General features: G+C 43.1%; 30 protein-coding genes. 1 reads left to right on the plus strand and 29 read right to left on the minus strand.

Annotated elements, in window-relative coordinates:
• Window positions 1-21: 21 nt before the first annotated feature.
• The 4 genes from MHH58_RS10365 to MHH58_RS10380 form a co-directional block, all read right to left on the minus strand.
• Window positions 22-1,587, minus strand: a complete 1,566-nt coding sequence (locus tag MHH58_RS10365) for an ABC transporter permease (protein WP_341345841.1) — start codon at window positions 1,585-1,587, stop codon at window positions 22-24.
• Window positions 1,584-2,459 (minus strand): ABC transporter ATP-binding protein, encoded by an 876-nt coding sequence (locus MHH58_RS10370; protein WP_228063504.1) that lies wholly within the window; start codon window positions 2,457-2,459, stop codon window positions 1,584-1,586. Before MHH58_RS10370 ends, MHH58_RS10365 begins: the two co-directional genes overlap by 4 nt.
• 113 nt (window positions 2,460-2,572) lie before the next feature.
• Window positions 2,573-3,415 (minus strand): transglycosylase family protein, encoded by an 843-nt coding sequence (locus MHH58_RS10375; RefSeq protein WP_341345842.1) that lies wholly within the window; start codon window positions 3,413-3,415, stop codon window positions 2,573-2,575.
• 457 nt (window positions 3,416-3,872) lie between these two features.
• Window positions 3,873-4,424: a single-stranded DNA-binding protein gene (locus MHH58_RS10380; protein WP_135099373.1), complete on the minus strand. Its 552-nt coding sequence runs from the start codon at window positions 4,422-4,424 to the stop codon at window positions 3,873-3,875.
• 194 nt (window positions 4,425-4,618) lie between these two features.
• Here MHH58_RS10380 and MHH58_RS10385 point away from each other — a divergent pair, with 194 nt between their 5' ends.
• Window positions 4,619-5,044, plus strand: coding sequence for a YwpF family protein (locus MHH58_RS10385; protein WP_135099375.1), 426 nt, complete (start codon window positions 4,619-4,621; stop codon window positions 5,042-5,044).
• Between the two features lie 46 nt (window positions 5,045-5,090).
• Here the strand turns inward: MHH58_RS10385 and fabZ are convergent, their stop codons facing one another.
• The 25 genes from fabZ to glpX all read right to left on the minus strand — a co-directional run bounded on the left by fabZ (window position 5,091) and on the right by glpX (window position 24,857).
• Window positions 5,091-5,534: a 3-hydroxyacyl-ACP dehydratase FabZ gene (gene fabZ, locus MHH58_RS10390; RefSeq protein WP_341345843.1), complete on the minus strand. Its 444-nt coding sequence runs from the start codon at window positions 5,532-5,534 to the stop codon at window positions 5,091-5,093.
• 8 nt (window positions 5,535-5,542) lie between these two features.
• Complete coding sequence (locus MHH58_RS10395; protein ID WP_026859246.1) at window positions 5,543-5,731, minus strand: DNA-directed RNA polymerase subunit beta; 189 nt, start codon at window positions 5,729-5,731, stop codon at window positions 5,543-5,545.
• A gap of 12 nt (window positions 5,732-5,743) precedes the next feature.
• The gene (gene murA, locus MHH58_RS10400; RefSeq protein ID WP_135099379.1) at window positions 5,744-7,036 is read right to left on the minus strand and encodes a UDP-N-acetylglucosamine 1-carboxyvinyltransferase; all 1,293 of its coding nucleotides are present in this window, start codon (window positions 7,034-7,036) and stop codon (window positions 5,744-5,746) included.
• A 70-nt stretch (window positions 7,037-7,106) separates the two neighbouring features.
• The gene (locus MHH58_RS10405) at window positions 7,107-7,337 is read right to left on the minus strand and encodes a DUF1146 family protein (RefSeq protein ID WP_135099381.1); all 231 of its coding nucleotides are present in this window, start codon (window positions 7,335-7,337) and stop codon (window positions 7,107-7,109) included.
• Window positions 7,338-7,390: 53 nt separating this feature from the next.
• On the minus strand, window positions 7,391-7,795 hold the full coding sequence (locus MHH58_RS10410; RefSeq protein ID WP_341345844.1) for a F0F1 ATP synthase subunit epsilon: 405 nt from the start codon (window positions 7,793-7,795) through the stop codon (window positions 7,391-7,393).
• A gap of 16 nt (window positions 7,796-7,811) precedes the next feature.
• The gene (atpD, locus tag MHH58_RS10415; RefSeq protein WP_135099385.1) at window positions 7,812-9,227 is read right to left on the minus strand and encodes a F0F1 ATP synthase subunit beta; all 1,416 of its coding nucleotides are present in this window, start codon (window positions 9,225-9,227) and stop codon (window positions 7,812-7,814) included.
• A gap of 21 nt (window positions 9,228-9,248) precedes the next feature.
• Window positions 9,249-10,124 carry an ATP synthase F1 subunit gamma gene (gene atpG, locus MHH58_RS10420; RefSeq protein ID WP_135099387.1) on the minus strand — a complete coding sequence of 292 codons (876 nt, stop codon included), beginning with the start codon at window positions 10,122-10,124 and terminating at the stop codon, window positions 9,249-9,251.
• A gap of 30 nt (window positions 10,125-10,154) precedes the next feature.
• Window positions 10,155-11,663: a F0F1 ATP synthase subunit alpha gene (atpA, locus tag MHH58_RS10425; protein WP_341345845.1), complete on the minus strand. Its 1,509-nt coding sequence runs from the start codon at window positions 11,661-11,663 to the stop codon at window positions 10,155-10,157.
• A 15-nt stretch (window positions 11,664-11,678) separates the two neighbouring features.
• Window positions 11,679-12,221 carry a F0F1 ATP synthase subunit delta gene (locus MHH58_RS10430; RefSeq protein WP_341345846.1) on the minus strand — a complete coding sequence of 181 codons (543 nt, stop codon included), beginning with the start codon at window positions 12,219-12,221 and terminating at the stop codon, window positions 11,679-11,681.
• Window positions 12,221-12,739 (minus strand): F0F1 ATP synthase subunit B, encoded by a 519-nt coding sequence (locus MHH58_RS10435; RefSeq protein ID WP_115885105.1) that lies wholly within the window; start codon window positions 12,737-12,739, stop codon window positions 12,221-12,223. The genes MHH58_RS10430 and MHH58_RS10435 overlap by 1 nt, the downstream gene beginning before the upstream one ends.
• A 99-nt stretch (window positions 12,740-12,838) precedes the next feature.
• A complete protein-coding gene (atpE, locus tag MHH58_RS10440) occupies window positions 12,839-13,054 on the minus strand; it encodes a F0F1 ATP synthase subunit C (protein ID WP_026859255.1) in 216 nt (71 codons plus the stop codon).
• Between the two features lie 47 nt (window positions 13,055-13,101).
• Window positions 13,102-13,836, minus strand: coding sequence for a F0F1 ATP synthase subunit A (atpB, locus tag MHH58_RS10445; protein ID WP_341345847.1), 735 nt, complete (start codon window positions 13,834-13,836; stop codon window positions 13,102-13,104).
• Window positions 13,837-13,840: 4 nt separating this feature from the next.
• Window positions 13,841-14,203: an ATP synthase subunit I gene (locus MHH58_RS10450; protein ID WP_115885107.1), complete on the minus strand. Its 363-nt coding sequence runs from the start codon at window positions 14,201-14,203 to the stop codon at window positions 13,841-13,843.
• Between the two features lie 125 nt (window positions 14,204-14,328).
• Complete coding sequence (gene wecB / locus MHH58_RS10455; RefSeq protein WP_341345848.1) at window positions 14,329-15,468, minus strand: non-hydrolyzing UDP-N-acetylglucosamine 2-epimerase; 1,140 nt, start codon at window positions 15,466-15,468, stop codon at window positions 14,329-14,331.
• 19 nt (window positions 15,469-15,487) lie between these two features.
• Window positions 15,488-16,117: a uracil phosphoribosyltransferase gene (gene upp / locus MHH58_RS10460; protein ID WP_115885109.1), complete on the minus strand. Its 630-nt coding sequence runs from the start codon at window positions 16,115-16,117 to the stop codon at window positions 15,488-15,490.
• A gap of 62 nt (window positions 16,118-16,179) precedes the next feature.
• Complete coding sequence (glyA, locus tag MHH58_RS10465; protein WP_341345849.1) at window positions 16,180-17,415, minus strand: serine hydroxymethyltransferase; 1,236 nt, start codon at window positions 17,413-17,415, stop codon at window positions 16,180-16,182.
• Window positions 17,416-17,429: 14 nt separating this feature from the next.
• The gene (locus tag MHH58_RS10470; protein WP_135099399.1) at window positions 17,430-17,978 is read right to left on the minus strand and encodes a TIGR01440 family protein; all 549 of its coding nucleotides are present in this window, start codon (window positions 17,976-17,978) and stop codon (window positions 17,430-17,432) included.
• Window positions 17,947-18,375, minus strand: a complete 429-nt coding sequence (rpiB, locus tag MHH58_RS10475) for a ribose 5-phosphate isomerase B (protein WP_135099401.1) — start codon at window positions 18,373-18,375, stop codon at window positions 17,947-17,949. Before rpiB ends, MHH58_RS10470 begins: the two co-directional genes overlap by 32 nt.
• Before the next feature lie 63 nt (window positions 18,376-18,438).
• Window positions 18,439-18,840 (minus strand): arsenate reductase/protein-tyrosine-phosphatase family protein, encoded by a 402-nt coding sequence (locus MHH58_RS10480; RefSeq protein WP_135099403.1) that lies wholly within the window; start codon window positions 18,838-18,840, stop codon window positions 18,439-18,441.
• A gap of 1 nt (window position 18,841) precedes the next feature.
• A complete protein-coding gene (locus MHH58_RS10485) occupies window positions 18,842-19,891 on the minus strand; it encodes an L-threonylcarbamoyladenylate synthase (protein ID WP_318272369.1) in 1,050 nt (349 codons plus the stop codon).
• Complete coding sequence (gene prmC, locus MHH58_RS10490) at window positions 19,884-20,738, minus strand: peptide chain release factor N(5)-glutamine methyltransferase (protein ID WP_135099405.1); 855 nt, start codon at window positions 20,736-20,738, stop codon at window positions 19,884-19,886. Before prmC ends, MHH58_RS10485 begins: the two co-directional genes overlap by 8 nt.
• Window positions 20,725-21,804, minus strand: a complete 1,080-nt coding sequence (gene prfA / locus MHH58_RS10495; protein ID WP_341345850.1) for a peptide chain release factor 1 — start codon at window positions 21,802-21,804, stop codon at window positions 20,725-20,727. The genes prmC and prfA overlap by 14 nt, the downstream gene beginning before the upstream one ends.
• A 99-nt stretch (window positions 21,805-21,903) precedes the next feature.
• Complete coding sequence (locus tag MHH58_RS10500) at window positions 21,904-22,164, minus strand: type B 50S ribosomal protein L31 (protein ID WP_035810842.1); 261 nt, start codon at window positions 22,162-22,164, stop codon at window positions 21,904-21,906.
• 116 nt (window positions 22,165-22,280) lie between these two features.
• Window positions 22,281-23,573: a transcription termination factor Rho gene (rho, locus tag MHH58_RS10505; protein ID WP_369891484.1), complete on the minus strand. Its 1,293-nt coding sequence runs from the start codon at window positions 23,571-23,573 to the stop codon at window positions 22,281-22,283.
• 318 nt (window positions 23,574-23,891) lie between these two features.
• A complete protein-coding gene (glpX, locus tag MHH58_RS10510; RefSeq protein WP_341345851.1) occupies window positions 23,892-24,857 on the minus strand; it encodes a class II fructose-bisphosphatase in 966 nt (321 codons plus the stop codon).
• Window positions 24,858-24,921: the final 64 nt, after the last annotated feature.

Consider the following 24,921-nt stretch of genomic DNA (forward strand, 5'->3'; position numbering starts at 1 on the left):
GTACCATATTTCTTTTAGCCGTCAAAGCAGATTGCGGCGTCTGAACACCGCCGTTCCGATTGCGGCAAAAAGAATTCCGAGGCTCGCGATAATTAAAACAGCACTGATATTCATTCTTTCGTAAGGCATATCACTTAAATAGTAAAACGGGCTGAGCATTAAATACACTTCATCGATATTTATCAGCACGCCAAAGTAGTTTGCAAAAAAGATATAGGCAATATATATCCATGCTGCAGTATGCAGCTTTCTGGAGATTCCCGCAAATAATGCGGATATCCCTGCTATAAATATAATACCCGCACAGTAATTTACTGCCGCAAGACCGAAGTCTTTAAGAGAAACACTCAAATCCGCAACATTTATACTGGCAAGGTACATGCCGGCTATCGTCAAGAGAAAAGATAACACTCCTGTCCCGATACCGTACAGATAATGTGTTGTAAAAATAGTACCGCGCGATACTTTCCGGTTCAGCGTACCGGCATTCATCACTTCCAGGCGTCCCTTTTTCTCCTCGGTGAGGATACGTCCGTTAATCATCAGGGCGGGCACAGCCGATATTAGCGCCGATATCACCAGCAGCATGCCGATAAAGAAGACTGCCGGATTATTGTCGCCGAGTGCCTCCCGGAGCATATCATTATCTCCGATCAGACTCTCCAAATCTCCGAATATGGAGCCGTAAGATAAGCCGGCGGCAAACAGACCGGCCAGCCAGCTGAAAATCATTACCCGCATATTTAGAAAAGCAAGTTTAGGATAGCTGGATATTTTTCTTATGTTCTTTTCTTTATTTATTTTTATATAACTGTCCCCGATGTCACGCTTTAAAAATAATACGCAGCTCAGGACAATCAGGATTAAAATCACAGCAAACGGCAGCAGCCATATTCCCGAGTTACTCCCGTATACTTCAATGCGCGACAGCCAGTGATATGGTGATATTACCGAGTAAGTTGTATCTAAAGCGTCTGTTACTGCACGGTATAAGTAGAACCCCAGGAGCAGCGCAAGGGACATGCCGAAGGTCAGGTCGCCGCTGTCGAATAAGTTTCCGAATACCAGTGTTATAACGAAAAATAAAAAACCGAATAAGGCAAGACCGAGTGCATAATAAAAGTTTCCGTATAAGGACAGGCCATCAATATTATATAAACTTAAACCGCCCGCTAATATAACAAAGACCAGCAAATTAATAACCGCACCGTTCATCAGCTGGGCTGTAACTATAGTTTTTCTGCCGACACCTGCGCTCAGGATATATTCGGTTAATCCCGCGTCCTCAGCTTTTCGAGCCAGACCATTTGCGATTATAAGATTGAAAAGACCGTGAAACAATGCCATGAACATCAGCATCTGATGACCGAACATCACAGCTGTTGTATATTCGCCGCCAGGCACCGGACCAATCAGCGCAATCATCGCCGGATTGTCCACTGTCATTTTCATACCTTCCCGTTCTGCTGACGTACTGTACAGCCCTTCGAACACCGGCGGTACTGCGAGTGATAAACCGCACAGTGCAATTATCCAAAGCGCTGATTTCACTCTCAGATTCTTCATCAGCATATTGAAATAAGTCATTGGCTATCCTCGTAATAGCGCATAAAAATGTCTTCCAGCCGCGGCGGTGCGGTGGTTAAACTTTTCAAGTTATATAATTTTAAATATTTCAGAAACTCCGGGATTTTTTCATTGTCGATAAATAAATGATAACCATCGGGTGATTCTGAAAATTCATGAACAAAACTCCGGTGTTTTAAGGCTGTAATATCATCATCCGTATCAATTATATATTCCATCCGTGTGATATGACGCAGTTCAGCCATACTGCCGGATTCTATAATCTTACCATTTCTGATAATGGCGATGCGGTCAGCCAGCTTCTCCACTTCCGATAATATATGGCTCGATAAAAGAATTGTTTTCCCCGCATTTTTCGCCTGTATTACTTCCTCGTGGAAAACACGTTCCATCAGCGGATCGAGCCCCGTCGTCGGTTCATCAAAGATTAAAAGTTCCGCATCGCTTAAAAAAGCACTGATCAATGCAACTTTTTGCCGGTTCCCCTTTGAATAAGTCTTCGATTTTTTACTGCCGTCCAATTTAAATTTGTCGATGAGCCGACACTTTTCTTCATTGTTCTCATAACCGCGTGTCTTCATCATAAAGTTGATTACTTCTTCTCCGGTCAGGTTTCCCCACAGGTTTACATCTCCGGGAACGTAAGCGATATTTTCAATATACTTTTTATTTTTCTTTATATTTTTTCCTGCATAGAGGATTTCTCCCTGAGTGGGTTTCAAGGCGCCGATAATCATCCGTATCGTCGTCGATTTCCCGGCACCGTTTGGTCCGATAAAACCAAAAACCTCTCCTTTTTTCAAGTTGAAAGAAAGATTTTCCGCAGCACGCACTTTCCCAAAATGTTTGGATACATTTTTCAATTCCAGCATCAGTAAGCCCCCTTGTTTTTCTGTTAATTTTACCATATCCGCAATCGGACAGTGTTTTTAAGAATGAAAAAAGACCGGAACAATTGTCCCGGTCTTTAGAAATTATATTGTTATTACAGTCTTGCACCGCATACAGGCCATGGTGATGAACCTCTTGAGTTATATAAAGTTTGTGCTCTTTCTGTCTGTTCAGCTGCTGATGCATCCGAAGCTACACCAGATCCGCCCACTGACTGCCAAGTTTGAGCGTCAAACTGGTAAAGACCGTGGTATAGACCGTTTGAACTTACTACGCTCGCATTACCGCCTGATTCACATGCTGCTAAAGCACCCCAGTTTAAACCGCTGTTAGTGTTAGCGCTTGTGCTGACATTTTGAGTCTTTGGAGCCGGGGTTGGTGCAGGCTGCTCCTGTACAGGCTCTTCATAAGTCTCTTCTTCAGACTGGTAGCTGTAGTTATTCTCTTCTGTTTCGGCAGGCTCTTCATATGTTTCTTCCTGAGCTGGAGCGGCTTCAGTTTCTTCTGCTGCCGGTGCTTCTTCAACTGGTGCAGCTGCTTTAGCTGCATCACCTGAAACAATTAATTCTTTGCCTTCAAAGATAATGTCTGATGATAAGTTATTCCATTCTTTTAATTCCGCAACTGTTACATCGAATTCCACTGCGATTTCAAATAATGTATCGCCTGCTTTGATTATGTAAACTTCTTCTTTTTTGTCTTCTTTAACTTCTTCTTTATCTTCTTTTTCACTGTCGATTTCAATAATCTGACCTGGGACGATTACATCAGAAGTTAATTTGTTTTCTTTTTTAATTGATTCTACCGTCACGTTATTTTCTTCAGCAAGAGCCCAAAGAGAGTCTCCTGATTCTACTGTATGAGATGCTGCTTCTGCACTGTAGGCAATCGTTGTTGATACAGCGACTGCTGCACCTAAAGCTAAAACTTTCTTCATAATTGTATAATCCTCCAAAAAAAATTTGTTATTATATTTTACGGCTGCTTGCACCGTTAACGTTTTTATCACTGTTTCACATTATAGAGGATAATTATGTTTCATAGGTTACAGCAATATAAAAAGACCGTCCTTACTTTACAATCTTGTTACAATCTCATTTCTCTTTTGGCCGCTTTATTACACTCCTTCTTTTTCAGTTTCCGCGTCTCTTCAGCTTATTTAAAAACTGCCGGGAAAATGTTATTGCACCGCCTTTTGTAAAGTTTATGTAAAAACAACCTAAACGCTAAAGTAAACAGACTAATCTGTTATTTGTAACATAAATGCCAAGAACGTAAAGAATCTGTTTCTTTATACAAAAAAAACATACTGATTAACCGCAGCAGGTCATCAGTATGCATGTGTGTGAGAATGAATGGGTGTAGAACACAGTTCAAAAGGGCGGGTCTGTCTGTCAGGCTAATATTTTTTTCTTAGTATCATCAGGTGCTGTCTCATCTTTGTCATTTTCTTTTTCATCTACAATATTAGAAATTATTTCAATATGCTTTTCTTTTTCAGTTTTCTGTTCTGTTTTTTCCTGGCTGAGTGTATGTACATACTTTTCGCCAAGCGATTCACTAATATTGTAATGATGTACTGCCTGTTCGATCAAGCGGGATGGATTTGATATATCAGTGCGTTCCCGGATTTTATCCGGCACATGTTTTATGCTCTCTGCCCATATTTCCATGCGGTATTCCCTGGAACCGTCTTTCTTCGTAAAAGATGTGGTCGCGAGCTGGCCGCTGACACATAATATGTCGCCGGTCTTCGCTTCGTCAAGCACACCCGGGATACTTTTACCGAACGCCTTGCAGTATAAGAAATGTACTTCTTTATCTCTCCGGGTATCTTTTGGCACGCGGACTGTTGCAATGATAAATGCATTTACACTCCCCTGCGCATTTTTTGCAATAACATTATTGCTGATAAGTTCGCCGACAAGCAATACTTTGTTCATCATTCACTATCACCCCCTTTCTGATTACAATGTAATACTTGCGGTAATTTTCTGCAAAAGACAATAATTTCATTTCAGTGCGATATATAATACAATAATAATGAATACATAAGCAAAATGAATCAGTTTTTTAATTACCGGGGATTTTTTGCTGCAAATAAATTAATTTTGTACTTTGTTAAAAGGGGACAGCAAATATGAAATCGTTTAAATTAATAGATATGAAGATTATTCAGGAACAAAACTTTATCGTTCCGGAAGTAAAAGACGGCGTAATTATTAATATGGAATATGGTGACGCACCGTGGATTATTGAAATTGTAACCGATGGGGATTTGTCTTCGATTTTAGAAAAATTAAAAAACCAGTTACTGGAAATGATGGTTACTATTACACGTCCTTCAAATGCTCCGGCTAAATTTTCAGGCAGACTGATGGATATCAATCAGATGGATGATAAAATATCTGTGATTTTTAAAGGTTCTATTATTGATCAGGGGCCTAATTATGCAGAAGATCTGCTGGAATTTCTGGTTGAAGAAGGTTACGAAGGAAAAGCGCTGATTAATGAATTCAATTCCCGCATGGAGTCAAAAGAGAACTTTAGAAAAGAAGATAAATAAAAAGAACAGCTGTCCATCAAATTTACATGATGTGCAGCTGTTCTTTTTATTTTGTGTCTGTTTCATTATCTGAAATTGCAAATGTTATTTCGCACTGGCATGCAACCTGTCCATCGACAGTTGCAACTGCAGAGCCTTTACCAATCGGTCCGCGGAGTTTAGTAATTTCTACTGACAGTTCCAAAGTATCGCCCGGTGTTACCTGTTTTTTGAAACGGCATTTATCAATGCCTGCAAAAAATGCGAGCTTTCCTTTAAATTCTTCCTGCTGAAGCAGTGCTACAGCACCTACCTGTGCAAGTGATTCTACTATCAGTACTCCCGGCATCACAGCATAATCCGGAAAATGACCTTCAAAAAACGGTTCGTTCCCGGATACCTGTTTTATACCTTTACAGCTTTTGCCCGGTTCTGTTTCTGTAATTCTGTCAACCAGCAAAAACGGCGGGCGGTGCGGAATTATTGCTTTAATCTGATCATATGTCAGCATGTCTGTCGTCAACCCCTAGTTAAGTTAATGATATGTTCCCACGTTTCAATACGGAACACCCCGAACGGATTATCCAGTATGCCGAAGCCAATCATCAGTCCTAAAAAGACGAGAACGATTGCAACGTAGAAAAACAATAGAATTCTAACCAACAATGGGAACCTACGGTGAACTATTTTCTGCTGTTGTTCTGCCATAGTATTACCCCTTTACTCTGATGTCACCAAATGCTTATCAGACGCACTGTCGTTCACGCGTTCAATATCTGCACCAAGTGCTTTCAATTTTTCATGGAAACGCACGTAACCGCGGTCCAGATGCTGAAGTTCAGTTACAGTAGTGTAACCGTCAGCTGCGAGACCTGCAAGTACGAGAGCCGCTCCTGCTCTTAAATCTGAGGCACGGACTGTCGCACCGTACAGCTGACTGCCGCCGCGGATAACCGCATGATTATCTTCAAGTGAAATATTTGCGTTCATTGCTGCAAATTCCCTCACATGCATAAAACGGTTTTCAAATATTGTTTCCGTAACGATACTCGTCCCGTCAATTGTCGTTAAGAGCGCCATCATCTGGCTCTGCATATCTGTCGGGAAACCGGGATGAGGCATAGTTTTTAGATCCGTCGGTTTATAATCTTCCAGCGGAATAACTCTCACATCATTGCCTTCCTCGACAAACCGTATGCCGATTTCTTCAAGTTTCGCCACTACTGCAGATAAATGCTCGATAACAACATTCTTTAAAAGAATTTCACTGCGGGTAATCGCACCGGCAATCATAAATGTACCTGCCTCAATACGATCCGGAATGACGGTATGTTCTGCGCCGTGCAGTTTCTCAACACCTATAATTTTAACATGTCCGGTACCTGCACCGATGACACGGCCGCCCATTGAATTAATGTAATTCGCAAGATCGACAATTTCAGGTTCCATCGCAGCATTTTCAATGTGAGTAGTACCTTCGGCAAGACTTGCTGCCATCATCAGGTTTTGAGTGGCGCCGACACTTGGGAAATCCATATGGATTTTAGTCCCCTGAAGGCGTCCTTCAATTTTACCTTCTATATAACCTGCAGTCTGTTCGAAAGAGACTCCCATTTTTTCAAGACCTTTAATGTGCTGCTCGATCGGGCGCGAACCGATTGCGCAGCCGCCGGGCATAGCAATATTGCAGTAGCCGTAACGGCTTAATAACGGTCCCATAACAAGCATGCTTGCACGCATTTTACTTACTAATTCATAAGGTGCGACACAGTTCAATTCCCCGCTCGCATCGATAACAACACTATTTTTTTCAGCTGATGCTTTTGCACCGACTCTCGTAATTAATTTTGTTAATGTATTTACATCTGATAATTCGGGTACATTTTTAATTATTGAACGTCCTTCGCCAGCTAAGAGCGAAGCTGCCAGAATCGGCAATACTGCATTTTTGGCTCCTTCAATTTCAACAGAACCCGACAGCTTTCGGCCGCCTTTAACAATAATTCTATCCATCTTCTCACTCCATATTTCTCTATACCATTCATTATAATAATACGGTGTTTCAGCATCACTTGTAAAGCATTTAGCTGAACAGGAGCGATGCTTCCTGTGTATATCTGAAGATGTCCATAATAAAGTTGCTGAGCGCTGTGCCTAAAAGGATACTGAGCAGAATAATTACCAGCCTGATTCTGCCGGTTTCTCCTTTGTTGAATAAACTTTCAATCCTTACTCCTTTTAATACCCAGAATGCTAGTGAAATACACAAAAGATGCAGCAGAATATGCATTAATGCAAACTGTGAGAAACCCAAGATAATTCCTCCTTCCGATAAAAAAAAGACTGGAAGATCCAGTCTTTTTGGAATTAATATTTAGATACTTCTAAACGGTTAACCGCGCGCTGTAAAGCAAGCTCTGCACGATATCTGTCGACACGCTCATCCTGCGTCTGACGGAGCAGATTTTCCGCTCTCTCTTTCGCAGCCTCGGCACGTTCCGAATCGATATCTTTCGAAAACTCGCCCGCTTGTACCAGTACTGTGATTTGTTCAGGTCTGATTTCTGCAAACCCTTCCGTTACAGCCAGATATTCAAATTTACCGTTTATTTTAACGCGAAGGACACCTATTTTAAGCGGTGTTACAGTCGGAATATGACCGGCCATTACACCAAGCTCACCCTGTTTAGTTTGAAGAATAACGATTTCCGCGTCTTCTTCGTGGAAAACAGAACCGTTAGGAGTAACTACATCAAGTGCAATTGTTGCCATGTTTTACCCTCCCGTTTTAGACTTCTACACCTTGCTGACGCGCTTTTTCAAGTACATCCTCAATGCCGCCAACAAGACGGAAAGCATCTTCAGGTACATGATCATACTTGCCTTCCAAGATAGCTTTAAAGTCCTGAACTGTTTGTTTAACAGGTACGTAAGAACCTTTCTGGCCCGTAAACTGTTCTGCCACGTGGAAGTTCTGACTTAAGAAGAACTGTATGCGGCGTGCGCGTGATACAGTACTTTTATCTTCTTCAGAAAGCTCATCCATACCGAGAATAGCAATGATATCCTGCAGCTCGCGGTATTTTTGAAGTGTAGACTGAACATCTCTCGCTACTTTATAGTGTTCTTCGCCGACGATTGCCGGAGAAAGCGCACGTGAAGTAGATGCTAACGGGTCCACCGCCGGGTAGATACCCATCTCTGAAAGTTTACGCTCCAGGTTAGTCGTTGCATCTAAGTGAGCGAACGTCTGAGCCGGAGCCGGGTCAGTATAGTCATCGGCAGGTACGAAGACCGCCTGAATTGAAGTTACTGAACCAACGTTGGTTGACGTGATTCTTTCCTGCAGCTGACCCATTTCAGTTGCAAGTGTAGGCTGGTAACCTACCGCTGAAGGCATGCGTCCTAAGAGCGCTGATACTTCAGATCCCGCCTGAGTGAAACGGAAAATATTATCGATAAACAGAAGTACGTCCTGACCCTGTTCGTCACGGAAGTATTCTGCCATTGTTAAGCCTGAAAGTGCTACACGCATACGTGCACCAGGCGGTTCGTTCATCTGGCCGAAAACCATTGCAGTTTTCGCGATAACGCCTGAGTCTTTCATTTCGTAATAAAGGTCATTACCTTCACGTGTACGTTCACCAACACCCGCGAATACCGAAATACCGCCGTGCTCCTGTGCAACGTTGTTGATAAGTTCCTGGATAAGAACTGTTTTACCTACGCCGGCACCGCCGAAGAGACCGACCTTACCACCTTTAGTATAAGGTGCAAGAAGGTCTACTACTTTAATACCAGTTTCAAGAATTTCAGTTGAAGTTGACAGTTCATCAAACTTCGGAGCTAAACGGTGAATTGGATCACGGCGTTCAGAAGCTGAAATCGGTCCATCTAAGTCGATGTGTTCACCTAAGACGTTGAATACACGACCAAGCGTCACTTCTCCTACAGGCACTGTAATCGGAGAACCTGTGTTCTCTACTTCAGCACCGCGGCGCAAGCCGTCAGTAGAACTCATCGCAATCGTTCTGACTACATTATCGCCGCGATGTAACGCAACTTCTAGTGTCAGAGAGATCGGCTCTGAATCAGCATTGTCAATTTTAACTACCAGCGCGTTATTAATTTCAGGTAATTCACCTTCGTTAAAACGCACGTCAACTACAGGTCCCATTACTTGGACTACTTGACCTAAAGCCATTTAATTTCCTCCTAATCCCAATTATTCTAGTGCAGATGCGCCGCCGACGATTTCTGTAATTTCCTGCGTAATCGCCGCTTGTCTTAAGCGGTTATACTGCAGCTGAAGATCGCCAACAAGCTCTGTCGCATTATCAGTTGCTGCCTTCATAGCTGTCATACGTGCTGCATGCTCACTTGCTTTCGCATCGAGCAGTGCGCCGTAAATTAAACTCTCGGCATACTGAGGTAAAATTGTTTCAAGAATTGTTTCTTTATCCGGTTCAAATTCGTAATTTGAGAGTGCTGATTCAGAATGATCAGTCTGTATATCAGTTTCTGTCAGCGGTAATACTTTACGAACTGTTACCTGCTGCTCTAAAATATTTACAAACTTGTTATAAATAATGTAAAGCTCATCGATATCTTCATTTATGAATCCGTTAACCGACTGAACAGCGATTTCTTTTACGCTGGCAAAGTCCGGCTGGTCGGGTAATCCAAGACGATGATTTGTAACATGGAAGCCACGCCCTGTTAAAGTTTCATAGCCAATTTTTCCGAGGACGAATAAATCATATGAATCGGGATTGTTATCATGCCGTTTTTCAGCTTCTTCAGTGATAGCTTTAACGACATTGTTATTGTAAGGACCAGCTTTACCTGTATCACTTGAAATTATGATATAGCCCGTTCTCTTAATTGGTCTCTCTTCTAACATAGGGTGTGAGCTTTCGGTATCACCGGCTGCAATTGCTCTCACTGTTTCCTGGATTTTATCCATGTACGGCTGGAATTTTTTTGAATTCTGTTCAGCTCTGGACAGTTTAGAGTTGGCAACCATGTGCATTGCGCTTGTTAATTGACTCATTTTCTTCGTAGAGCCAATACGGCCTTTAATTTCTCTGAGTGAAACCATGAATTCACCACCTTAGTAATTACTTACTTCTTAGTTAGAAGGGTTGAAAAGCTTTTTGAAACTCGTAATTGCTTTATCATATGCATCGCTGTCAGGAAGCTGCTTAGTCTGACGGATCTCATTTAATAAGTCAGCGTCGTTTGCTTCCAGCCAGTTCAGGAATTCTGCTTCGAAGCGCGTAACGTCTTCAACTGGAACATCATCCAGATAGCCGTTAACAAGTGCGAATAGAATAACGACTTGTTTTTCTACTTTAAGCGGTGCGTTTTCAGGCTGCTTAAGCACTTCTACTGTACGGGCACCGCGGTCTAATTTAGCTTTAGTCGCTTCATCCAGATCTGATCCGAACTGGGCGAAAGCTTCGAGCTCACGGTAGGCAGCAAGATCTAAACGCAGCGTACCCGCTACTTTTTTCATCGCTTTGATCTGTGCTGAACCACCGACACGAGATACTGAAAGTCCGGCGTTAATTGCTGGACGCACACCTGAGTGGAACAAGTCCGACTGCAGGAAGATCTGACCGTCGGTAATCGAGATAACGTTCGTCGGAACGAAGGCACTGATGTCCCCTGCCTGTGTTTCGATAAATGGCAGCGCGGTAATTGAGCCGCCTCCGAGGTCATCGTTTAATTTCGCAGCACGTTCAAGAAGACGGCTGTGAAGGTAGAATACGTCACCCGGGAATGCTTCACGGCCCGGCGGACGGCGCAGCAGCAATGACAGCTCACGGTAGGCAGCTGCCTGTTTCGTTAAGTCATCATAGACGATTAGAACGTGTTTGCCGTCAAACATAAATTCTTCGGCCATAGATACACCAGCGTATGGTGAAATGTATAGTAATGGAGCAGGATCAGCTGCACCCGCAGTAACGATGATTGTGTAATCCAGCGCACCGTTTTTACGAAGCGTTTCAACTGTCTGGCGTACCGTTGATTCTTTTTGACCAATCGCTACGTAGACACAAATCATGTCCTGATCTTTCTGGTTTAAAATAGTATCGATTGCCAGTGTCGTTTTACCTGTCTGGCGGTCACCGATAATTAGCTCACGCTGTCCGCGGCCGATTGGAACTAAGGCGTCAATAGCTTTAATTCCTGTCTGCAGCGGCTCATCAACACTTTTACGATCCATAACCCCAGTCGCAGGACTTTCGATAGGACGTGTTTTAGTTGTGTTTATAGGGCCTTTGCCGTCAATCGGCTGACCGAGCGGGTTCACTACACGGCCGATAAGTTCTTCACCAACGGGAACTTCCATAATACGGCCGGTGCGTTTAACTTCGTCGCCTTCTTTAATATCGTCACTTGGACCAAGTATTACGATACCAACATTATTTTCTTCAAGGTTTTGAGCAAGACCGAGTACACCACTCGGGAACTCAATTAACTCTCCTGCCATCGCATCGTTTAAACCATGAGCAAGTGCAATTCCGTCACCCACCTGGATAACAGTACCGACATCGGTAACCTGCATATCCTTGTCATAATTTTCGATCTGGCTTCTTAAGAGAGCACTTATTTCGTCAGCTTTGATTGCCATGAAAATGTCACTCCTTTAGCTATTCGTATGTTCTTTAAAATTATTTCTGAGATTGTCCAGCTGGTTCCGTAAAGAACCGTCGTAAACTTTTGAACCTATAAGCACGCGTACGCCGCCGATAAGCTCTTCATTTATTTCATTGGTAATAAGTAACTTTTCATAACCTGTTTTGTCGATAAATACCTGGCCAAGCTGATCCAGCTCTTCTGCAGATAATTTATAAACCGACTCCACTGTTACACGTGCCTGATTGTGAGCCTCATCATATAATGATAAGAATTCGCCGTATATTTCTTCGAGCAATGACATATGTTTTTTATCCGACAAGATGCGCAGCAGGTTCAAGAGCAGTCTGTCGCTTTGACCGAAAGCTGCTTCCACCGCTGCAGTTCTTTTCTCACGTGTAATCTTCGGGTTGTCCATGAATTCAATAAAGTTCCCGACTGAAGCCGCTGCTTCAGTCACTTCATAGAAATCAGCTTTGACACCTTCAAGACTGCCGTGCTGTTCTGCGACGTCGAACAAAGCCTGGGCGTATTTTTGACTGAGATTAGCCATTATTTATCGCCTGCTTCCTGTAAGTAGTTCGCTACAAGGTTTTTCTGATCATCAGAGTTAATTTCTTTTTGTATCATTTTCTCTGCAATCAGTACTGAAAGTTCAGCTACCTGATCATTAATATCACGGATTGCTTTTTCTTTTTCTCTTTCAATATCCGCCTGTGCTTCATGAATCATTTGAGAAGAACGCGCCTGTGCATCATCGATAATCGACTCTTGTTCTTTCTTCGCCTGATTTTTAGCGTTTTCCATAAGTTCAGAGATTTCAGCCTGCGTTGATTTCAGCAGTGCTTCGTTCTCTTCTTTTAAGCGTTCAGCTTCTAATTTTCTGTTTTCAGCAAAATCGATATCATCATGGATTAGTTGTTCACGGTCATCCATAACTTTCTTAACTGGTTTCCACACATAGTATGACAATACTGCAAGCAGTGTCAGAAAACTCGCAAGAAGAACGAGCGAAGTCCCAACAGCCGTACCCATTGTTTCACCAGCAGCACCTAAAATTAATAGTTCCACCTATGTACACTCCTTTCAAAAAAGTCTCTAACTCTCGTAGTTATTTACATAATAAGATGGCGAAATCTTTAAATAAGACTTCGCCTTATATAACGACTCTTAGAACGTGAACATAAGCAGGAACGCGATAACGATGGCCATAATTGGAACGGCTTCAACTACACCAATACCGATGAACATAATCGTTTGTAACGGACCGCGTGATTCAGGCTGACGAGCAACACCTTCAACTGTTTTAGAAACAACCATACCAATACCAAAAGATGCGCCAAGTGCCGCTAATCCTGCTGCAATACCAGCTGCTAGTAAATTCATAAAATATTTCCTCCTAGAAAATTGTATATTATTATTTTTTTATTATATTAATGATCATCGCTCACTTTATGTGACAGATAAACCATTGATAACATTACGAATATAAATGCCTGAATCGCACCTATAAATACTTTAAATCCTTGCCATACCATTAAAGGAATAAATCCTAATGCTCCGAGCACCGTTCCCCCGGTTACTAATCCCAGAAGCAAGAGAAGCAGTATCTCTCCCGCATAAACGTTACCGTACAGACGTAAACCAAGCGTCAGGTTATATGTAAATTCTTCGATGAATTTAATCGGTGCAAGCCACCACATCGGCGTAACATATTGTTTCAAATAACCGCGCATCCCCTGCATTTTCACGCCGTAGTAGTGTGTCAATACAATCATCAGCCCTGCCAGTGTCAGCGTTACGACGGGGTCAGCTGTCGGTGATTTCACCCACAGTGTATGATCCGCATCCGGTGCGACAAACGACAACGGTATACCGATCAAGTTACCGATTAAAATGAATAAAAACAATGTCAGCGCTAAAAAGTGGAACTGTGCGCCTTCTTTCCATGCCATGTTGCTCTTGATTATTCCTTTAACGAAGTTCATTAAAGATTCAACGAGCACCTGACCTTTGCCGGTCGGACGCACCGCGAGCTTCCTCGTCATGAAAAACAGCGTAAAAAAGATAAGCAGGCATGTAATGATAATCATCATTGAAGTTGCAAGTTCGAATACTATTGGTATTCCGAACAAATCAAACGACCACGTTGGAATTCCGTGTTCCATTTCTTCACCTCTTCCGTTTAAAAAGTTCCGATGCTGCGCGCCAGAATATCAGCGCATAAGTGAGGAGCAGCCCGATTAAAATACCGATGATATTAAAAGTTTCCGGAAACCTCACCCATATTAAACAGGCCGCTGTGACGATAAGCATTCTCGTCAGCGTTCCTGTCTTAACTTTCCCGCCATCGCCGAGCTGTGCATTTCTTAAATTCCAGTACCAATTATAAGATAACAGCATAGAACCGGTGATGCCGAGGCACAACCCTGCAAAGAACGGCAAAGAAGTAAATATATAAGCAATAATACTCAGTATTAAAAGTATTATTAAATATTTCATAAAGTTTTTAAAATATCCTTTAAAAATTTTCACTGTCTTTGACGACTCCCCAGGTAATGTAACACGTTGTGAAAACAATTACATACTCTACTGATTTTATAGGAGCGCAATTTTTGTGTCAACAAAATATGGAAATTTTAACAACATGTTCACAATTTCTAATCATTTACGGAAAAACTGATAGGTTTTTCTTTAGTGAGTCCATAATAATACTTTATGTTATCACAAATTCTGCGTGATGCCTGACCATCGCCGTATGGATTTTGAGTCTGAGACATCTCATTGTAAAGCGCTTCATCCGTCAGCAGTTCTTTAGTCATGTTGTAAATGTTCTCTTGTTCAATGCCCGCAAGTTTAAGTGTTCCTGCTTTAACACCTTCCGGACGTTCTGTCGTATCGCGCAGCACGAGTACAGGTTTACCGAGTGACGGTGCTTCTTCCTGCACGCCGCCGGAATCAGTCAAAATCAAATGACTTCTTGCAGCAAAGTTATGGAAATCCAGCACATCAAGAGGCTCGATAAGCTCTACACGATCATGATTGCCTAAATACTGCTCCGCGATTTCACGGACTTTAGGGTTTTTGTGCATCGGATAAACAACTGTCACATCTTCAAACTCATCGACAAGCTGACGTACAGCCCCAAATATGTTATGCATCGGCTGACCGATATTTTCACGGCGGTGTGCTGTCAGCAGCACAACTTTATTATCTTTATGTTTTTCAATGATATCACTGTGGTAGTTTTCATCAACAGTAGTTTTCAGAGCGTCAATAGCTGTATTCCCTGTAACTGAAATCGTTTCAGGATTTTTAGCCTCATCCAGTAAATTCTGACGCGCGTCTTCAGTCGGTGAAAAATGAAGGTCTGCCAAAACACCTGTCATCTGACGGTTAGCTTCTTCGGGGAAAGGTGAATATTTATTGTGTGTGCGGAGACCCGCTTCAACATGACCAATATCCACTTCATTATAAAATGCAGCAAGCGAGCCTGCGAAAGTAGTTGTTGTATCACCATGCACTAAAATCATATCCGGTTTAACTTCTTTAATTACTGATTCGAGACCGCTGATTACACGTCCGGTAACTTCTGACAGTGTCTGGCCCGCTTTCATAATATTCAAGTCGTAATCCGGTGTAATATTGAAAGTTGTCAGCACCTGATCGAGCATCTCTCTGTGCTGCGCAGTAACTACTACAACCGGGTCAATATCTTCATCTTTTTTCATTTCGAGCACGAGAGGCGCCATTTTAATTGCCTCGGGCCTCGTACCGAAAATCGTCATAATTTTTTTCATAACAATCTCCTATGATTTTTTATCGTGTACCGAATAATCTGTCGCCGGCATCTCCTAAACCTGGAACAATATAACTTTTCTCATTCAGTTTCTCATCAAGTGCCGCAATATAAATGTCTACATCCGGATGTGCTTCTTTTAATACGTCCACACCTTCCGGCGCTGCAATCAGACAGATAAAACGGATTTTTGTTGCCCCGTGTTTTTTAACTGCTGTAATTGCTTCCACTGCTGATGCACCGGTTGCAAGCATCGGGTCGATAACAAATATATCCCGTTCTTCAATATCTCCCGGGAACTTTGCATAATATTCAACGGCTTCAAGCGTTTCAGGATCCCGGTACAAACCTATGTGTCCGACACGCGCTGATGGTATAAGTTTTAAGATACCGTCCTGCATACCAAGCCCCGCACGTAAAATAGGGACGATACCCAGTTTTTTTCCGCTCAGGCGTTTAGCTGTAGTTTCCTGAACAGGTGTCTGTACTGACACATCTTCGAGTGTAAGATCTCTCGTTACCTCATAAGCCATAAGCATACCCACTTCATCGACCAGTTCTCTGAACTCTTTTGTCGATGTTTTTTCATCACGGATATAACTCATTTTATGCTGAATTAACGGATGATCCATTACTTGTACTTTCGACATATATCTTCCTCCACTCCAAAAATTAACCGGATGATCCCATCCGGTATATATTATAACGCAGTTTATTTATATAGTGGATACTTTCCTGTCAATTTAGTCACTTTCTCTGAAATTCCATCCAGACTCTCTTCATTTTTAACTCGCGTCAGTGTTTCAACGATAATATGACCGACTTCTGTCATGTCATCCGCTGTAAATCCGCGCGTTGTCATCGCAGGCGTGCCGAGACGGATGCCGCTTGTCACAAAAGGCGATGCCTCATCGAATGGAATCGTGTTTTTATTTACTGTAATACCGACTTCATCAAGCGCTTCTTCAGCCGCTTTCCCTGTCAGGCCGAATGATTTAACATCGACGAGTACAAGATGATTATCCGTGGTGCCCGAAACGATGCGGAGACCGCCTTTTGACAGCGACTCGGCCAAGGCTTTTGCGTTGTCTAAAACACGCTGCTGATAATCTTTAAATTCCGGCTGCAGCGCTTCGCCGAATGCAACTGCTTTTGCTCCGATAACATGCATCAGCGGGCCGCCCTGAATCCCCGGGAAAATATTTTTATCGACAGCTTTGGCATGGTCCGCTGTCGTTAAAATTAAGCCTCCGCGCGGGCCGCGTAACGTTTTGTGAGTTGTCGATGTGACAAAGTCTGCATATGGCACCGGATTCGGATGCAGGCCTGCTGCAACAAGTCCTGCGATATGCGCCATATCAACCAGCAGGTATGCACCTACAGCATCAGCAATTTCGCGGAATTTTTTAAAGTCCAGTATTTTAACATACGCGCTGCCGCCAGCAACTATCATTTTCGGCTGCTCTTTTTTGGCGATTTCCATTACCTTATCGTAGTCGATTGTCTCAGTATCTTTTTCAACACCGTAAGACAGGAAGTTAAACAGTTTTCCACTGAAGTTAACAGGGGAGCCATGTGTTAAATGTCCTCCGTGAGATAAATCCATACCGAGCACTTTGTCTCCCGGTTCAAGTACTGAGAAGTAAACAGCCATATTTGCCTGAGAACCTGAATGAGGCTGCACGTTGGCATGCTCTGCTCCGAATATTTCTTTAGCGCGGTCGCGTGCCAGGTTTTCAACAACATCCACATGTTCACATCCGCCGTAGTAACGTTTACCCGGATATCCTTCCGCGTATTTATTCGTTAAGATTGAACCCTGCGCTTCCAGAACTGCAGGAGAAACAAAGTTTTCGCTTGCAATAAGTTCGATATTGTTATTTTGTCTTTCCAGCTCTTTATCAATAACTTCCTGTACCTGTGGATCCTGTGATTGAATATTTGACATTTATATTCTCCCCTTTATTTATAATGTGCTCTTGGCCCGCCGACAAGTTTCGGACGGGTTGTTGCTATCGTCACAACTGCTTCTCCAACTTTTTTTACAGACGTTCTTACGGGAATGGCAACACGTTTTAAATGCATACCAATCAATGTCTGGCCAATATCGATGCCGCGGTCAGCCGTAACCGATTCAACAACAACGGCGTCAGACAGCTCCTTATAAGCAAGTTCACTTAAGCTTCCGCCCGCTTCTTTGTGCGGCACTACTGTAACCTCTTCCAGCTTTAATGCTTCCATAGTGTGTCTCGACGTTGTCAGAGAGCGGTTGATATGTTCGCATCCCTGAAATAATAAATGCATATTTTCTTTGTTTGCGATTTCAAAAAAGTGTTTAAAGATTACGTCTGCCGCTTCATCTGAACTGCTTTTACCGATGTGCTCTCCTATTGTTTCCGATGTTGAACATCCGATAACGAGCACTTTTTCCGGCGTGAAAAAATCAGCTTTATATAAATCGTCAGTCAATGCCTGCAAATCATTCTTCAATTTTACAAACGCGTCTTTCATGTCTACCACCCTCAAATTCAGTGTTCAGCCATGTGTCAACCACTTCAAGCGCAAGGCCCGGGCCGATAACTCTTTCACCCATCGCGAGTACATTGGAATCATTATGTGCACGTGTTGCCTTTGCTGAAAATGTATCGTGTACCAAAGCACAGCGAATGCCTTTTGTTTTATTTGCAGTAATATTCATACCGATACCCGTACCGCAAATTAGAATACCCTTATCATATTCTCCTGCGGCTACTTTCTCAGCAACCGGTTTCGCGTAATCCGGATAATCGACAGAATCCGTGCTGTCCGGCCCGAGATCCGTAAAATCAATCTTTTTATCAGTTAAGTATTCCGTCACGGTCCGTTTTAAATTAACTCCGCCGTGGTCGGATGCAATCACAACTTTCATACACTCATCTCCTTAGAATATATTATAACCATCGGTATAAAGAGTTTCAAAAGATTACCGGTCTTACCACTTAAATTTATCGATGTATTCTTTTAGACTCATAAATACTTCTTCGTACTGGTCTTTTGTTCCGCCGTACGGATCGGGAATATCTGCCGCGCCGGCTTCTGCATACTCAGACAGAAGATAAACATCCGCTTTTGGCCATTGTGCGAGGATTGTCTTTTTATGTCTTCCGCTCATCACGAGCAGCGTGCTGTTTTCAATATCTTCCGCTGTGAGCTGTGCCGGTTTCGCCGGCAGAGGCAGACCTTTTTCTTCTATTATGGAAAGTGACCGGCTGTTCGTGCTGCCTTCCGTAACATAAAGTCCGCGCGAGGCAATATCCATATGCGGATATTTCATACGCGCATAACTTTCCGCCAGCGGACTGCGGCAGGTGTTGCCTGTACATACAAAAATCATTTTATTCACCCTGAATCACTTCATTCCCGGTCGCTTTATATATGCGGTTCATCAGCCCTGCTGACTCCGGCACCTTATCAAAACCGTGAATAAAAATAATATCGACATCCGAAGCATCCATTATACGGAGGGCAGAATACAGATTACGCGCTGCTTCTTTGTAACTGTCACGATCCCTGCACAGACTGATGAACTGTATATCTTCACCGATGAATTCCCTGCTTGTTTCAGGTGCAATAATTCCGACTTTCTGATGGCGCTCCACTGGCAGCTTAGTATTATTGTTAATACCGCCTTCGATTACAATCAAAGGCTGACCGGGGGCGTAATGCTTATATTTCATACCGGGTGAAATCGGTTTGTCAGTCTCTCCGCTCACTGTATCAATATCTGCTTCCAGCACTTCTTCCAGCTCTTCTTTCGTTACCGCTCCCGGACGGGCTATTCTGTACGGGTACTGCGTGCAGTCAAGTACTGTGCTTTCGATGCCGTAAGTTGCTGATTCACTGTCGACAACACCATATAATTTGTTTTCGAGGTCGTCAATAACGTGTCTTGCATTTGTCGGAGACGGTTTGCCGCTAATATTTGCGCTCGGTGCCGCTAGCGGCATATCAGCATACTGCAGAATCCTTCTTCCTACCGGATGACTCGGCATCCGCACTGCTACAGAATCAAGCTCCGCCACTGCATTTGATGATAGATAATCTCCTTTTAACGGCAGAATAAAAGAAATCGGACCAGGCCAGAATGCTTCCATTAATTTAATGACGCGTTTATCAAGCACAGCTGTAAAGTCTGCCAGCTGCTTAATATCGTGGATATGTATAATTAAAGGATTGTCCCCCGGGCGTCCTTTGGCAGAAAAAATCTTACTGATCGCTTCCGCATTCCGTGCATCTGCTGCAAGTCCGTATACCGTTTCTGTCGGTATACCGATAATTTCACCGTATGTAAAAGCTATTTTTATTTCTTTCAGCTGTTCATCGATTTCTGCTTTTTTACTGTCATCTGTTAAGTCTGCTTCGGTAATTTTCCAAATTTTAGTCACTCTTTTCACCCCGCGTAAAATATAATATTCTGTCCTGCTGATTGATGTCTTTAATAACGTGCGCTATAGTTCCAGGCCAGGCTGTTTCAATATAAGATTTCAATGCATCTGCCTGCTTAAAACCAATTTCGAAGTATATCCGCCCGCCCGGCTTCAGCACCTCGGGAAGAGTGCGGATCATCTCTTTGTATAGAGCGAGCCCTCCGTCGTCTGCAAACAAGGCGGCCGCGGGTTCATATTCAACCACTGAAGACGTCATAAGGTGTTTCTCATCCTCGCTGATATACGGAGGATTAGAAATGATTATATCAGCTTTAATTTCTTTATCCACCAATGGTTCAAATAAACTGCCTTCTAAATATTCCGCACTCACCCCGAGGCGTCTGCCGTTTTCACGCGCTGTGCTGAGCGCGCCCGGTGAAATATCGGTCACTATTACCTTATTTGAAGTCCAGTGTTTAGCTAAAGTTAAACCGATTGCGCCTGTACCGGTGCCGATATCGACCGCTGTTAAACCTGTGTCAGGTTCGTTATTCAGCACGAAATCCACGAGCTCTTCCGTTTCATTTCTTGGGATCAGCGTGTCCGGAGTAACTTTAAAATAAGATTCGTAAAAATACGCTTCTCCAAGAACGTATTGGTAGGGTTCATTCAGACAGACACGTTCGATAACCGAAGCAAATTTTTTGTAATCCTCTTTTGGCATCAGTTCATCCCCGTGCACCATAAGCCCGGCAAAATTCAAACCGAAAAGTTCTTCCATTACAATCGCTGCGACCCGGGTTTCCTGTCCAGATACACTTAAAGAGGCTTCCGCCTCTTTAAGTACTGCTTTATATCGTTTCATTGTTCAGTTCTTCCAGTTTTGAAGTCTGTTCTTCGATAGCCAGCGCCTCGATAAGCTCATCCAGACTGCCGTCAATAATCTGATCAAGTTTTTGAATTGTTAAACCGATGCGGTGATCCGTCACACGGTTTTGCGGATAGTTATAAGTGCGGATCCGTTCAGAACGGTCCCCTGTCCCGACTGCCGATTTTCTCTTTTCAGCATATTCAGCATGCGCTTCCTGCTGCATCATATCGTAAACGCGCGCTTTAAGCACTTTCATGGCGCGCTCTCTGTTTTTAATCTGAGATTTTTCGTCCTGTGATGTAACGACCGTGCCGCTTGGCAGGTGGGTAATACGAACTGCGGAATCAGTCGTGTTGACGTGCTGCCCGCCGGCGCCGCTTGAACGGTACGTATCAATTTTAATATCTTCGTTGCGTATATTCACTTCCACATCTTCCACTTCCGGCAGGACAGCAACAGTTGCTGTAGATGTATGAATACGTCCGCCCGATTCAGTTTCAGGCACGCGCTGAACACGGTGTGCTCCATTCTCAAACTTCAGTTTCGAGAAGGCGCCTTTACCCTGGATTAAAAAGCTGATTTCTTTAAATCCGCCCTGGTCACTGCTTTGTGACTCAACGATTTCCGTACGCCAGCCCTGATCCTCGGCATATCTCGAATACATTCTGAAGAGGTCTCCTGCGAAAATCTGCGCTTCGTCCCCGCCGGCAGCACCGCGAATTTCCATAATAACGTTTTTCTCGTCATTAGGATCTTTCGGAATAATAAGGATTTTTAAGTCATCCTCCAGTTTCGGCAGCATGCTTTCAGCTTCTGCAATTTCTTCTTTCAGCATGTCAATCATTTCCTGGTCGTCTGTTTCTTTCAGCATTTCTTTCGATTCTTCAATAGTTTCCAGATGTCCTTTGTAAACGCGGAACACTTCAACAGTATCGTGAATGTCGCTTTGTTCTTTGGAATACGTGCGGAGTTTTTCAGGATCGCTGACTACATCAGGATCGCTGAGCAGCTCTGTCAGCTGTTCATACCGATTTTCTATTATTTCGAGTTGATCAAACATAAGAATTCGTCCTTTTCCTGGTTCGTTTAGTTATTTTATTATAGCATATTTTTAAGACAAAAAAACTGCACTGAAATACTCAGTGCAGTTGAAGTTTCGTTATTGTTCGTTGCTTGATTTAAGACCGAATTTTTTGTTGAATTTCTCAACACGGCCGTCTGCTGATGCGAACTTCTGACGTCCTGTGTAGAACGGGTGTGAATCAGAAGAAATATCTAAACGAATAACCGGGTATTCGTTGCCATCTTCCCACTCCATAGTTTCAGAAGAAGTACGTGTAGATCCACTTAAGAATTTAAAATCTGTAGTTGAATCTAAAAAGATTACTTTTTTGTATTCAGGATGAATTCCTTGTTTCATAATTGTCATCTCCTTTGCCCTGGACCATCTGGAACAGAGTTATTTGTGGCTATCACCACGCATTACTTTGCCATTATACATTCTCGCGGTGTAAAAAGCAATATCTGCGAAGAAATTTATATAACCGGTTTTCCGGTTTTCTGAGAACTGATCATACGGTCTCTCAGCACATCGAAGAACTCTTCGTTCGTTTTCGTTGTTTTTAAAATTCTTAAGAAACGTTCTGTAAAATCAGATGAATCTGTAAACAGGTTTCTCAGCTGCCATAAGATTTCCAGTTCTTTTTTATCAAGCAGCAGTTCTTCCTTACGTGTGCTTGAACGTCTGATATCGATTGCCGGGTAAATACGGCGCTCGCTTAAATGACGATCAAGATGCAGTTCCATGTTCCCTGTTCCTTTAAACTCTTCGTAAATTACATCATCCATACGGCTGCCTGTATCCACTAAGGCAGTGGATAGAATCGTCAGGCTGCCGCCCGCTTCAATATTGCGCGCTGCACCGAAGAAATGCTTCGGACGGTGCAGGCTGGCAGGATCCAGACCGCCTGACAAAGTACGGCCGGAAGCAGGAATTACCAGATTGTAAGCACGTGCCAGACGCGTAATTGAGTCCATTAAAATAATTACATCTTCGCCCATCTCAACGAGTCGTTTCGCACGTTCCAAAAGCAGCTCCGCCACTTTAACGTGGTGCTGCGGCGGCTCATCAAACGTCGAATGCACAACGTCAGCCTGCTCAACCGAACGCTCTAGATCTGTGACCTCTTCGGGACGTTCCCCAATCAGCAGGATAAAGAGCTTCACGTTGGGATGATTCGTCGTAATTGCCTGTGCGATTTCTTTTAAGAGTGATGTTTTCCCGGCTTTAGGCGGTGCAACAATCATTCCGCGCTGGCCAAAACCTATCGGGGTGACCAGATCCATAATACGCGTTGACATATCAGACGGTTCATTTTCAAGACGGATACGTTCATCCGGATACAAAGGTGTTAAAGCTTGGAAATGCGGACGCTTTTTAACTTCTTCAGCATTATGGTCATTAATAAAATCGACCTGCAGCAGACCATAATATTTTTCATTTTCTTTAGGTTTGCGGACTTTACCGGTCACCTTGTCGCCCTTTTTCAATTCGAAACGGCGAATCTGCGATGCGGATATATAAATATCCTTTTCACCTTTGGAAAAATTAACTGTACGCAGAAAGCCGTAGCCGTCCTGCTGGATATCATCGAGAATACCTTCCATATAATAGTTTCCGTCTTTTTCCATTTCTGCTTCCAGTATTGCAAGAACCAGTTCTTTTTTATTCAGTTTGCTGTAATTCGAAAGACGTAAGTTTTTCGCACGTTCAGTTAAGGCTTTAGTCGTATTATTTTTATATAAAGCATCGAATGTTTCATATTTCATATCCTGTGTCTTTGGTTTATCAGACAATATTTCCACTTCCCAATACTGATTTTATTATTTTTTACTCATTTACATGTTTTTTCTGGAATAATTTTAGAGATTGCACTGGAGCTGCGGGATTCTTCTCCATGGAGTAATTGCGAATCTGAAGTTTTTTAAAAGGCATACATATATTACATCTGCCGGTGGTGGTATGTCAAAGAAAAGCTGAAGATAAATAAGGTTTTATCGGACTGGAGTTTTGTTTTGCGGTCCGATGAAAACAGCTCATGTGACTGCAAATCTGTTTACGGTCACATGAAAGCTGATACTGTTTTCTTATTTATCCATAACCATATTCGGTTTTTTCTTTAAACTGTGACGGCTGTTAATAAATCTTACCGTTCCTGATTTTGCGCGCATAACTACTGAAGATGTCTCGGCAAAACCACTTTTGAACTGGACACCTTTCATCAATTCACCGTCAGTTACTGCAGTTGCTGCAAAAATGGCATCATCGCCGCTGACTAAATCGTTAAGTTCGAGTTTTTTATCAGGATTAACACCCATCTCGATGCAGCGGTTACGTTCTTCGTCATTTCTCGGTAAGAGACGGCCCTGGAAATCTCCATCCAGCGCTTTGATTCCGGCAGCCGCAATAACACCTTCCGGCGCCCCGCCGACACCCATTAAAATATCGATACCTGTCCATTCAAAGCAAGTATTGATTGCTGCGCCGACATCACCGTTATCAAACATTATAATACGTGCGCCAAGCGCGCGGACCTGATTAATAATTTCTGCACTCCGCTCACGCTTAATAATCGTTACTGTAATATCTGATATATTTTTATTTTTCGCTTTTGCAACCGCACGGATGTTCTCTTCAACAGATTTGTCAATATCGATTACACCCAGGCAATCAGGACCTGCAGCAATTTTTTGCATATACATATCCGGTGCATGAAGAAGATTACCTTTATCGGCTGCTGCCAGAACAGTCATAGCACCCATAGTGCCCTCTGCAACAGTCGTTGTGCCTTCGAGCGGATCCACTGCTATATCAAGTTCGGGACCAGAACCGGTTCCGAGTTCTTCCCCTATATACAGCATCGGCGCTTCATCAATTTCGCCTTCGCCGATAACTACCTTGCCTGCCATAGGAATCGAATCAAACAGCTTGCGCATCGCCTCTGTTGCCGCATCATCCGCCTCATTTTTTAAGCCTTTGCCTGTCCAGGCTGCACTCGAAAGCGCAGCCGCTTCTGTCACTCTTACGAGTTCCATCGATAATCCTCTTTCCAAAACTGTCTCCCCCTATATATCCGCACTTTTTTCCTTGACTATTATAACACAGAAAAGACCGGTA

Source organism: Jeotgalicoccus sp. FSL K6-3177, assembly GCF_038050175.1.
Taxonomy (GTDB): Bacteria; Bacillota; Bacilli; order Staphylococcales; family Salinicoccaceae; genus Jeotgalicoccus; species Jeotgalicoccus nanhaiensis.